General features: G+C 68.9%; 7 protein-coding genes. All 7 read left to right on the top strand.

What is annotated here, in order from left to right:
- The first annotated feature begins 85 nt into the window (after nucleotides 1–85).
- Nucleotides 86–3,976 (top strand): autotransporter domain-containing protein, encoded by a 3,891-nt coding sequence (locus AC1RSK_RS09380; RefSeq protein ID WP_492907234.1) that lies wholly within the window; start codon nucleotides 86–88, stop codon nucleotides 3,974–3,976.
- A gap of 26 nt (nucleotides 3,977–4,002) precedes the next feature.
- Entirely contained in the window at nucleotides 4,003–4,479 is a 477-nt protein-coding gene (locus tag AC1RSK_RS09385; protein ID WP_492907235.1) for a hypothetical protein, read from the top strand.
- Nucleotides 4,480–4,596: 117 nt separating this feature from the next.
- Nucleotides 4,597–5,073: a CAP domain-containing protein gene (locus AC1RSK_RS09390; protein WP_492907236.1), complete on the top strand. Its 477-nt coding sequence runs from the start codon at nucleotides 4,597–4,599 to the stop codon at nucleotides 5,071–5,073.
- A gap of 155 nt (nucleotides 5,074–5,228) precedes the next feature.
- Entirely contained in the window at nucleotides 5,229–6,680 is a 1,452-nt protein-coding gene (zwf, locus tag AC1RSK_RS09395; RefSeq protein ID WP_492907418.1) for a glucose-6-phosphate dehydrogenase, read from the top strand.
- Entirely contained in the window at nucleotides 6,673–7,365 is a 693-nt protein-coding gene (gene pgl, locus AC1RSK_RS09400) for a 6-phosphogluconolactonase (RefSeq protein ID WP_492907237.1), read from the top strand. Before zwf ends, pgl begins: the two co-directional genes overlap by 8 nt.
- An 11-nt stretch (nucleotides 7,366–7,376) precedes the next feature.
- Nucleotides 7,377–9,185, top strand: coding sequence for a phosphogluconate dehydratase (gene edd / locus AC1RSK_RS09405; RefSeq protein ID WP_492907238.1), 1,809 nt, complete (start codon nucleotides 7,377–7,379; stop codon nucleotides 9,183–9,185).
- Between the two features lie 423 nt (nucleotides 9,186–9,608).
- Nucleotides 9,609–12,524 (top strand): TonB-dependent receptor plug domain-containing protein, encoded by a 2,916-nt coding sequence (locus AC1RSK_RS09410; RefSeq protein WP_492907239.1) that lies wholly within the window; start codon nucleotides 9,609–9,611, stop codon nucleotides 12,522–12,524.
- Nucleotides 12,525–12,706: the final 182 nt, after the last annotated feature.

A 12,706-nucleotide genomic window follows, 5' to 3' on the forward strand; every position in this document is an offset into this window, starting at 1 on the left:
ATGCGGCGCCCCGCCGCGCCCCCTATCCCTCCAACAGTTGCTGTGTGGAGGGTTGATGATGATGAACCGGAGCGGCGCGCGGGTCATGCGCGCTTACACTGGCCGGGCCTTGGACGGCCGGGCCTTCCTGCTGGCGTCCTCGGCGCTGACGATCGGGCTGGCGGTCGGCGCCCCGGCCCTGGCCCAGGACCGGGAATGGGACGGCTCCAACTCTACCAACTGGCACATCAGCGCCAACTGGGACACGGGCGCCCTTCCGAACGCCACGACGAGCGTCTTCATCGACACCACCCTGCCGAACCCCACCCTGATCGACGCCGCGGACGCCGCGGCGGGCAACATCCGCATCGGCTGGGACGCCAACGGCTCCCTGACGATCGCCAACGGCCGCACCCTGAGCAGCGCCAACGCCGCCCTCGGTTACAATGACACCGGCCTGGGCACGGCGATGGTCACCGGCGCCGGCTCCCGCTGGCTGATCGACGACAACGACGGTGGGGCGGACCTCATCATCGGCCGGCGCGGCATCGGTTCGGTGCTCATCACCAATGGCGGCTCGATCATCAGCAACGGCGCCCAGCAATGGCCCAGCTATGTCCGCCTCGGCGTCCAGGCCGGCGCCACCGGCCAGCTGGTGGTCAACGGGGCCGGATCGAGCCTGGTCCACTACGGCGCCATGTCGGTCGGCGGCGGGGCGGCCGGCGGCGACGGTGCGCTGCAGATCACCAACGGCGGCGCGGTCAGCGTCTTCACCGCCAACGGCGCCGGCTTCTTCGATGTCGGCGGCGGCGCGTCCGCCACCGCGCAGGTGGACGGCGCGGGCTCCAGCCTGTCGGTCGAGGCCACGATGCATGTCGCCAGCGACGGCGACGGCTCCCTGGCTATCACCAACGGAGGCGTCGTCACCGTCCTGGGCACCTACGACGCCTTTGTCGGCGAGAACGACCTCGGCCTGGCGACCGTCGACGGGGCCGGCTCGCGCTGGGACATTGGCGGCGACCTTTACATCTCGCTGACCGGCGATGGCGCCGGCATCGTCACGGTCAGCGATGGCGCGGCCATCTCGGCCAACGCCATCTATCTGTACCAGAACAGCTCGCTCAACATCGGCGCCGACGGCCTCAGCCCTGCCGATGCGGCCGGCTTCCTGGAGACCGACCTGATCGCCTTCCGGGGCGGGGACAGCTTCCTGACATTCAACCACACCGACGCCGACTATCAGTTCGGGGCGGTGATCCGGTCGGAGTTCGCGCCCGGCAGGATCATGAATATCGCCGGCACGACGGTCCTGACCGCCGATTCGAGCGCGTTCACCGGCCTGCTCGAGGTTCGCGGCGGCAGGCTGGTGATCGAGGGCGCGCTGGGCGCGGTCGCCCTCGTGGAGGGCGGTGGAACCCTGCAGGTGGATGGCATTCTCGGCGGCGAGGGCATGACGGTCGGCCCAGGCGGGACCTTGACGGGCTCGGGCCAGTTGTTCGGTACGGTCCAGGTGCTCGACGGCGGCACGCTGGCCGGCGTGCAGGGCCAGACCCTGACCATGGCGGAACTGAATCTCGCCGCCGGCAGCCTTGTCGACGTCACCCTCACCGCGCCTGGGGGGGCGGTATTGTTCGACGTTGACGGCGACCTCGTCCTGGACGGCGAATTGTCGATCAGTTCCCCCGGCGCGTTCGGCGAAGGCCTCTACCGGATCATCGACTACGGCGGCGACCTGACCAACAATGGCCTGGATATCGGCGCCACCCCCGGCGGGACCGATCCCGCCGACTTCTCGATCCAGACCTCGGTGGCCGGCCAGGTCAACCTGGTCTACGGCGCCGCCCCGCCGCTGACCTTCAACTTCTGGGACCCCGGGACCCCGGCCGACGGCGAGATCAGCGGCGGCTCGGGGACCTGGAACGCCGCCGACCCAAGCTGGACCGACGAAACCGGCTCGGCCAACGGCCCGCCGCAGCAATCGGGCCTGATGATCTTCACCGGCGCGCCCGGGACGGTCGTTGTCGATGACAGCGATGGCGACATCGTCGTCGGCGGCCTGCAGTTCGCCGTCGACGGCTACTGGGTGCGGGGCGACGCCCTCACCGTCACCGACCCGCTGACCGCCATCCGGGTCGGCGACGGCACGGCCGACGGCGCCGACTACGCGGCCACCATCGGCTCGGTCCTGGCCGGGGCCGGCGGCGTCAACAAGACCGACCTGGGAACCCTGTTCCTGACCGGCCTCAACACCTACACCGGCGGCACCACCGTCACCGACGGGGTGCTGATCGGCCGGGCGACCAGCTTCGGCTCCGGCGACATCACCAACAACGCCATGCTGGTCATCGACGCCGAGGCGCCGGGCGTGCTGGCCAACGCCCTCCACGGCGACGGCCTGTTCGCCAAGAGCGGGGCCGGGATCCTGACCCTGACCGGCGAGAGCGACTTCAGCGGCGCGACCGAGGTCTGGAGCGGCCGGCTGGTGGTCAACGGTTCGCTGGCCCAGTCGCTCGTCACCCTCCGCTCGACCGCCACCCTGGCCGGCAATGGCAGCGTCGGCGGGGTCAACGCCCTGGCCGGATCGACCATCGCCCCCGGTAATTCGATCGGCACGCTCAACGTCATCGGCCCCTACGCCCAGGCCTCCGGCTCCATCTACCAGGCCGAGCTGGCCCCGAACGGGACCTCAGACCTGATCAACGTCACCGGCGCGGCGACCCTGGCTCCCGGGGCCGGGCTGCAGGTCATCCGCACCGGTCCGGCGGCGTCCTATGCGCTTGGCACGCGCTACACGGTGCTCACCGCCGCCGGCGGCGTCACCGGGACCTATACGGTCAGCGGGGCGACCAACATCTCGGCCTTCATCGACCTGGTCGCGTCTTACGACCCCACCCACGTCTACGTCGATGTCTCCCAGACCCACGCCTTCGTCGAGGCCGGCCTGACCCCCAACCAGATCGCCGCCGGCGGCGGGGCCGACAGTTTGGGCTCCGGCAATCCGCTGTTCGACGCCATCGTCTACCTGCCGACCTTCGGTGAGGCGCGAGCCGCCTTTGACCAGATCTCCGGCGAGATCCACGCCTCGGTGCGCGGCGCCAGCCTGGAGGACAGCCGCTTCGTCCGCGACGCGGCCCTGGACCGCCTGCGCGAGATCGGCGAACCGCAGGCCCGCCAGACCGCCGGCTGGGCCCGCGCCTTCGGCTCCTGGGCCGACACCGACAGCGACGGCAACGCCGCCGAACTGAGCCGCTCGATCGGCGGGGTGCTGCTGGGCGTCGACGTGGCCGGCGGCGAAAACTGGCGCTTCGGGCTGGAGGGCGGCTATAGCCGCGGCGAGTTCGAGGTCGACGACCGGGCGTCGGAGGCGACCAGCGACGACTACCATCTGGGCGCCTATCTCGGCGCCCAGTGGGGACCGCTCGGCCTGCGCATCGGCGGCGCCCACAGCTGGCGGCGGATGGAGGTCGACCGCGCGGTCGCCTTCGCCGGCTTCAGCGACAGCCTGTCGTCCGACTACGACATCAAGGTCGCCCAGGTCTTCGGTGAGTTCGCCTACCGCTTCGACCTCGGCCGGGCCCACGCCGAGCCCTTCGTCAACCTGGCCTATGTCGCCGTCGACGGCGAGAACGCCGCCGAAAAAGGTGGGGCCGCGGCCCTGGCCCTGCGCGGCGGCAATGGCGGCGTCACCGTCTCGACCCTGGGCCTGCGGGCCCAGACCGAATGGACCGTCGGCGCCGACGCCACCCTGACCCTGAGCGGCAGCCTTGGCTGGCGCCACGCCATGGGCGACACGACGTCGACGGCCACCGCCGCCTTTGCCGGCGGCGACCCCTTCACCGTCTCCGGCCCGCCAGGGGCCGAGGACTCAGCCCGCATCGACGCTGAGCTGGCCTACACCGCCTCGGACCGGGTCAGCATCGGGGTGTCCTACTCGGGCCAGGTCGGCGACGGCGTCGAGGACCACGGCCTGGCGCTGACCGCCCGCTGGCGGTTCTGAAAGGACCCAATCGTGAGGACGAAACCATGACCGTATGGATGATCGAAGGCGTCGTCGAAGAGGTCACGCCCAAGCGGACCCGGGGCGACTGGATCTATTACGATCGCGTCCGCCTACGTGAACGGGGCGGGGCGGAACAGACCCTGACCAAGCTGCAGGCGGCCGGCGACGTCGCCAAGGCCCTGCAGCCGGGGGCCAGCGGCCGCTTCTACCTGACCAAGTCACTCGACCAGTCGGGCGTCCACGCCGTCCGCCTGGACGATGGCGTGGCCGCCTACCGCTACTTCATCAACGTCAAGCTGATCTGGATCCTGCTCGCCCTCAACGTGGCCCTCTTCGCCGGCGGCCTGGCGTTCGGAAAGATCTACGGCCTCTGCCTGATCGTCGGCGTGCTGCTGTCCGTCGGCCTCGTCTTCTACCTCCGCGCCAAGGGCGAAAGCCGCCGTCAGTTCGAAATGGACGCCCCCACCGGCGGCCTGAGCCCTCAGATCGGCGTGGTGTAGAGCGCCTCCCTCCCCGCAAGGGGAGGGAGGTTTTGTTGTAAAATCTGGAAGTGGGCCGGTTTCCTCCCTCCCCAATTCGGGACGGAAGTGACCCAATCCTCTGCTATAATCCTCGCCATGCTTCGCCTCGCGGCCATCCTCCTCCTCCTCGCCACCCCGGCCTTCGCCCAGGACGACTTTCAGGCCCGCGTCCTGGCCGCCCACAACGCCGTCCGCGCGCAGGTCGGCACGCCGCCGCTCAGCTGGAGCAAGCGCCTGGCCGCCGACGCGAAGGCCTGGGCCGACAATCTGGCTCGCAAGGGTCGGCTGCAGCATGACGGCCAGCGGACCGAGGGCGAGAACCTGTGGATGGGGACAGCCAACTACTTCTCGATCGAGGAGATGGTGGGGGGATGGGCCGCCGAGCGGGCCGACTACCGCCACGGCGAATTCCCCAATGTCGCGCGCAAGGGCAAGGCGGTCGGCCACTACACCCAGATGGTCTGGCGCACGACCACCCAGGTCGGCTGCGCCACGGCCCGCACCCGCGACGAGGAAATCCTCGTCTGCCGCTACAGCCCGCCCGGCAACTGGATCGGCCAGACCGCCTACTGACCGCGTCGCCTCGCACTTATGGTAGCGCTAACATTTCAGATGGCGTAGGGGAAAGCCGAGAGGTCGCTTCCCGGCAAATTGAACCCTTTGGGCCTCTGAACCGCTGACTCCCCGGGGCACGGCGGCTAAGAGAAGCCTCGCGTCGTCGCAAGGAGATTCCATTGGCGAATACCGCTCCGGTTCTGGTCCTGCTTGGCGGGGCGGGCGATCTGTCCATGCGTATGCTGCTTCCCTCCCTGCTCCACCTGGAGATGGACGCGCTGTTGCCCAAGGGCCTGCGGGTCATCGCCGTTGGCCGCGCCGAGGGCGACGCCGACAGCTACCGCCGGGACGTCGAGGCCCATCTCAAGGAAGAGGCCGGCGAGGCCTGGGCGCAACTCTCCGCCCGCCTCGACTACATCTCCACCGACGCCGGCAAGCCCGAAGGCGCCCAGGCCCTGAAGGCGCGCATCGGCGAGGCCGGGCTGATCGTCTTCTACTTCGCCCTCTCGCCCAGCCTGTTCGCCCCGGTGACCAAGGCCCTCAGCGAAGCCGGCCTGGTCGGCGAGAACACCCGCCTGGTGCTGGAAAAGCCGATCGGCCGCGACCTGGAGACCAGCCGCCAGATCAACGCCGTCATCGCCGAGGCCGCCGAGGAGCGGCAGGTGTTCCGCATCGACCACTACCTGGGCAAGGAGACGGTGCAGAACCTCATCGCTCTGCGCTTCGCCAACGCCCTGTTCGAGCCGCTGTGGAACAACCTGGCCATCGACCACGTCCAGATCACCGTCGCCGAGACCCAGGAGGTGGGGGACCGGTGGCGCTATTACGACGACTACGGCGCCATCCGCGACATGCTGCAGAACCACATGCTGCAGCTCCTCTGCCTGGTGGCCATGGAGCCGCCGTCGGACCTCGAGCCCGACGCGGTGCGCAATGAGAAGGTCAAGGTGCTGCGCTCCCTGCGCCGCTTCACCCCGGAGGCGGCCGAGAAGGACAGCGTCCGCGGCCAGTACGTCGCCGGCATGGCCGAGGGCCACCCGGTCGCCTCCTACGAGGCCGAGGTCGGCCGCCCGTCGGGCACCGAGACCTTCGTCGCCCTGACCGCCTGGATCGACAACTGGCGCTGGAAGGGCGTGCCCTTCTACCTGCGCACCGGCAAGCGGATGGCCGAGCGGCGCACCGAGATCGTCATCCAGTTCAAGCCGGTGCCGCACTCCATCTTCGGCCCCTACGGCGACCGCGACATCACCGCCAACCGCCTGGTCATTGAACTTCAGCCCGACGAGGACATTTCCCTCACCATCATGAACAAGCGTCCGGGCCTCAACGGCGAGCACATGCGCCTCCAGCCCCTGCCGCTGTCGCTGAGCCTGGCCAAGGCGCTGGGCGAGGAGGGCGGCCGGCGGCGCATCGCCTATGAGCGGCTGCTGCTCGACGTCATCCGCGGCGATCCCACCCTGTTCGTGCGCCGCGACGAGGTCGAGGAAGCCTGGCGCTTCGTCGACGGCGTCGCCGAGGCCTGGGCCCAGGCCGGCGTCCAGCCCAAGCCCTATCCGGCCGGCAGCTGGGGCCCGGCCGGCGCCTCGGGTCTGATCGAGCGTTCGGGACGCGCCTGGAATGACTGACCGCCCGGCCGTCGAGGTGTTCGGCAGCGTCGAAGACGCCGCCGACGCCGCCTGCACGGCCATCGCCGAACGCCTGAAGGCCGCCCTGGCAGACCGCGGCGCCGCCAACCTGTGCGTCACCGGCGGCTCGACGCCGGGCCCGGTCTACGACCGCCTGAAGGACGCTGACCTCGACTGGAGCCACGTCTCCGTCACCCTGTCGGACGAGCGCTGGGTCGACACCGCTTCGCCCGACTCCAACGCCCGCCTGATCCGCGAGCGGTTGCTGCAGGGCCGCGCCGCCGCCGCCCGCTTCGTCTGCCTCAAGGGCGAGGAGACCGATCCGGTCCACGGCGCCTGGGCCGCCGACCTCAAGGTCGCGCCGCTGGAGCCCTTCGACGCCGTCCTGCTGGGCATGGGCGAGGACGGCCACATCGCCTCCCTTTTCCCGGGCAACCCGGTGCTGGAGCAGGGCCTCGACCCGGCCGGCGCCCGCCTGGTGCTGCATACGCCCGCCGGCCAGCCGGCCCCGGCCCAGGATCGCGTCACCCTCACCCTGCCGGCCCTGATCTACGCCAGCCTGATCCTCATCTACGTCACGGGCCCCGCCAAACGCGCCATCCTTGAGCGCGACGGCCACGAGCCGGTCCACCATCTGATCCGCGCCGCCGCGCGAGGCGACGTCCGCCTCCTCTGGTCGGCCTGAAGGACTTGCCCATGCATACCGTCGTCGCCGAAGTCACCGCGGCCATCGTCGAACGCAGCCGGGACAGCCGGACCAAGTACCTCGCCATGATCGAGGCCATGCAGGCCGAGGGCCCCGGCCGGGGCAAGCTCTCCTGCGCCAACTGGGCCCACGCCTTCGCCGCCTCGCCCGGCGAGGATCGCCTGCGGGCCCTGGATCCCAAGGCCCCCAACCTGGGCATCGTCTCGGCCTATAACGACATGCTCTCGGCCCACCAGCCGCTGGAGGACTACCCGGCCATCATCAAGGCCGCCGCCCGCAAGGCCGGGGCCACCGCCCAGTTCGCCGGCGGCGTGCCGGCCATGTGCGACGGCGTCACCCAGGGCCGCCCCGGCATGGAGCTCAGCCTCTTCTCCCGCGACGTCATCGCCCTGGCCACCGGCGTGGCGCTGAGCCACGACGCCTTCGACGCCGTCATCATGCTGGGCGTCTGCGACAAGATCGTCCCCGGCCTGGTCATCGGCGGCCTGGCCTATGGCTGGCTGCCGACCATCCTGATGCCGGCCGGCCCGATGACCAGCGGTCTGCCCAACCAGGAGAAGGCCCGCATCCGCGCCCTCTACGCCGAGGGCAAGATCGGCCGCGACCAGCTGCTGGCGGCCGAACAGGCCAGCTACCACGGCCCGGGCACCTGCACCTTCTACGGCACCGCCAACTCCAACCAAATGCTGATGGAGCTGATGGGCCTGCATCTGCCGGGCTCGGCCTTCGTCACCCCTGGCACGCCGCTGCGCGAGGCCCTGGTCGCCCATTCCGCCATCCGCGCGGCGCAGATCGGGGTCAAGTCCAACGACTGGACGGCCATGGGTCACGTCATCGACGAGAAGGCGATCGTCAACGGTGTCGTCGGGCTGATGGCCACCGGCGGCTCGACCAACCACTGCCTGCACCTGCCGGCCATGGCGGCGGCGGCCGGCATCAAGCTGACCCTGGAAGACATGGATGCGCTGAGCCGCGTCACCCCGCTGATGGCCCGGGTCTATCCCAACGGCCAGGCCGACGTGAACCACTTCCAGGCCGCCGGCGGCCTGGCCTTCGTCACCCGCGAGCTGCTGGCCGCCGGCCTGCTGCACGAGGACGTCCGCACCGTCGCCGGCAAGGGCCTGCGCCACTACACCCAGGAGCCGATGCTGGAGGGCGATACCGTCGTCTGGCGCGAGGGGGCCACGGAAAGCGGCGACCTCACCGTCCTGCGCCCGGCCTCCGACCCGTTCGAGCGGGAAGGGGGCCTGCGCCTGCTGTGCGGCCCGCTCGGCCGCGCCGTCATCAAGGTCAGCGCCGTCAAGCCTGAGCACCGCACCGTCACCGCCCCGGCCGTGGTCTTCGACAGCCAGGATGACTACCTGGCCGCCTTCAAGCGCGGCGAGCTCGACAAGGACTGCGTCGCCGTTGTCCGCTTCCAGGGCCCGCGCGCCAACGGCATGCCGGAGCTGCACAGCCTGACCCCGCCGCTGTCGGTGTTGCAGGACCGCGGCCGCAAGGTGGCCCTGGTCACCGACGGCCGCATGTCGGGCGCCTCGGGCAAGGTGCCGGCCGCCATCCACGTCACCCCCGAGGCCCTGACCGGCGGCGCCCTGGCCCGGGTCCGCGACGGCGACATCATAACCCTCGACGCCGAGGCCGGCACGCTTGAGATCGCCGTCGACCCGGCCGCGTTCGCCGCCCGGGCCCCGGCCGCCCCGCCGGAGGAGGGCATTGGCCACGGCCGCGAGCTGTTCGCCTCCCTGCGATCCCTGGCCGGCCCCGCCGACGCCGGAGCATCCGTCCTTTTCGAAAACTGACTGACCGGCGTTCCGCATACGTCAAGGGAAGCTGCGTCATCCTGCCACGGGCCATAAAGGCCACAGCTGTTTCAAAGATGAAACGTTACGGCGTTACGCCGGTTGACGTGGCGTGAAAACATACCGCATCATCGAACAGTTGTTCGTCGGACTGATCCGGCGAGCGGATGGCACTTCCAAGGGGGCGCGTTGGCGAGATCGCCAAACCCGTACGGCCTGAACACAACCCGGACCGGTGTCCGGGCGGCAGGCGTCTCTGCCTCTCCATCCCACACCTTCCAGATCGGCGCGGTCCCGTCCGCGCCCAACGCCCTGCTTGCTCGGGGAGGTAATCCCGACAGCGGATAATTCACAACGAAACCGGTCACCGACGCTCGACCACAAGAAGCGCGGGGCCACCAGGAAACAACAGGGAGGGTAGTTATGCGTAGGATAGCGTATCTGGCTGGCGGATCGGCGCTGGCAATGGCTGCGGCCATCGGGTTTGGCGGCGTCGCCGCGGCCCAGGACGAACCCACGGCGGTCGAAGAGGTCGTCATCACCGGGTCGATGATCGCCGGCACGCCGGAAGACGCGGCCCTGCCGGTCGACGTCATCGGCGCCGAGGAACTCTCCAAACAGGGCTCGCCCAGCACCGTTGAGCTGCTTAAGTCGCTGTCGGTCAGTTCCGGCGTGCTCGGCGACACCAACCAGTTCGACGCCCGGGCCCAGGGCTCGGAAGGCTCCGGCTCGGTCAACCTGCGCGGCATCGGCGCCTCGCGGACCCTGGTCCTGCTCAACGGCCGGCGGATGACGCCCAACCCGTTCGGCCAGGTCGGCACCGGCATTGTCGATACCAACACCATTCCCGTCGCCGCCATCGGCCGCATCGAGGTGCTGAAAGACGGCGCCGCGGCCATCTACGGCTCCGACGCCATCGCCGGCGTCGTCAACTTCATCACCCGCAAGAATTTCGAGGGCGGCGAGCTTTCGGCCAGCTACACGGCCATCGACGGCTCGGACGGCGACTGGACGGCCAACGCCGTCTACGGGATTGGCGACGACCGCTACAATCTGATGCTGTCGGCCGGCTATCAGCACCGCTCGGTGCTCTCGACGCTCGAGCGCGACTGGGCGGTTCGGGAATTCGCCGAAAACCCGCAGGGCGGCTACTCCGGCGGCAACGCCATCACCCGCTACCTGCCCACCTTCAGTCCAGCGCCCGGCAATTTCCAGCCGGCCGCCGCCACGCTCCATACCGACGTCGGCTGTACGCCGCTCGGCGGCACGCTCGTGGCTGGCACCTGCAACTGGAACTACACCGGCTATGACAACCTGACGGAGAAGGAAGACCGGTTCCAGCTGTTCAGCTCGTTCGATTTCGATTTCAATGCCGATCACAGTTTCCACGCTGAGGTGCTTTATGCCAGCACCGACGTTCCCGAGTGGCAGACCTCGCCGTCCTATCTGGCGCTGCAAGTGCCGACAGCCACGACCAACCCAACGCGAGCCGGCGGGTCTTCGGCGGCGCTTCAGGCCGGCTACTTCGTGCCGTCGAGCAATCCGGGCTATCAACTTTACATTGCTCAGAATCCAGGTGCTTTCCCGGCCTTCGCCAACGGCGCCTATATTCCGGGCGTGCTCTACCGGCCCTATTCGGTCGGCGGCAACCCGATGTTCGACAACGGCCCCTCGACCGGCAAGCGCAACTATCGCGCCTTCCGCTTCAGTACCGGCTTCAAAGGGACCTTCAACGAGTACTTCAACTACGACATCGCCTACACGTTCTCCGAGCAGGACGCGACGCGGACCGGCTATGACACCGTCGTCAGCCGCTTCCAGCTGGCCCTGCGCGGCCTTGGCGGCGCCAACTGCAACGGCATCGTGGCGGGCAATCCGGGATCGACCTGCGCCTGGTTCAACCCCTTCTCCAACTCCACCCAGATGAACAGCCTCACGGGGGCCACCAACCCCAACTTCAACGCCTCGGTGGCCAACTCTGCGGACCTGACCCGGTGGTTCTTCCAGAAGCTGGAGACCAACCAGCGCCAGTACATCTGGGTGGTCGATGCCGTGGCCAGCGGCAAGACCGGCATCACCCTGCCGGGCGGCGACCTGGCCTGGGCGTTCGGCGCGCAGTACCGCAAGAACGGCTTCACGGCCGAGTACAACGACCTCAGCGACCTGACCAAGAACCCCTGCATCGATACGCCGATCACGGGAACGACGGCCTGCGCCATTCGCAACGGGCCCTTCATGTTCCTCGGCGGCGGCACCCCGTCGCAGCTGACCGGCGATAACTACTCGGTGTTCGGGGAGCTGAGCATTCCGGCCCTCGACAACCTGCAGTTCCAGCTGGCGGCTCGTTTCGAGGACTATGGCGGTGAAGTCGGATCGACCTTCGATCCCAAGCTGTCGGGTCGTTGGCAGATCGTCGACTGGCTGGCCCTCCGCGGCTCGGTCGGCACGACCTTCCGCGCCCCGCCGATCACCAGCCTGGCGCCTGGCCAGGTCACCTCGCTGCAGTTCCTGTTCGGCTCCTTCCGGGCGGTGGACATCGGCGGCAACCCGAACCTCGAGCCGGAAAGCGCCCAGACCTACAACATCGGGCTGCTGGTCGAGGCGGGCGGGTTCAAGGGCAGCATCGACTACTGGAACTTCGACTTCGAGAACCCGATCACCGCCGAGCCTGTCGGGCCGATGGTGTCGGCGATGTTCCCGACCGCGGGCGTCGGCAACTGCGGCAACGCCGCCTATGCCGGCCTGCAGGCCCGCTTCACCTTCCAGGGCGCCTGCAATTCGGCGAATATTGCCCGCGTCTCGACCTTCTCGGTTAACGGGGCAGGGGTGAAGACTTCGGGCGTCGACTTCATGGGCGAATACGAGTTCGACCTTGGCGATCTCGGCAACCTGACCCTGGGCCTGGGCGGCACCTACACCATCGAGTACGCCCAGGACGCTTTCACCGTCGAAGGTGTCGTGGTCCAGCCCGCGTTCGACGCGGTCGGCTACCTGAACTACCAGCAGTCGGCGACGCCGCTGCCGCAGATCAAGGGGCAAGCCTTTGTCGAGTGGAATAGCGGTCCGCACAACCTGCGGGCCACCGTCCGTTACTGGGACGAGTACCAGGATCAGCGCGCAATCTTTGCAACCTTGCCGGCGGGAGAAACCATCGACTCCTGGACCGTTCTCGATGTTGCCTACCGCGCGTTCTTGCCTTGGGACATGACTGGGGTGCTGGCCGTGACCAACTTGACCGACGAGGACCCCCCGTTTGCCCGGCTAGACCTCAACTATGACCCCTTCACCCACAATGCGATTGGTCGGCAGATCAAGTTCAGCCTGACCAAGAAGTTCTAGGCCGGATTCAACCGGCAAGACGGGAAGGGGCGGTCTTTAAGGCCGCCCCTTTTTTGTGGGGACCGGTTGCGCGCCTAGCGCGCTACCTGTCCCCGATTTGCGGAGGACGGGGCTGACCGGTGCTACTTCAGCCGTTCTACCCAGAGGTCTGGACCCGTGGTGTATCGATGGCCGGCGCCGAC

This window comes from Caulobacter sp. GW821-FHT11A05 (assembly GCF_058809015.1).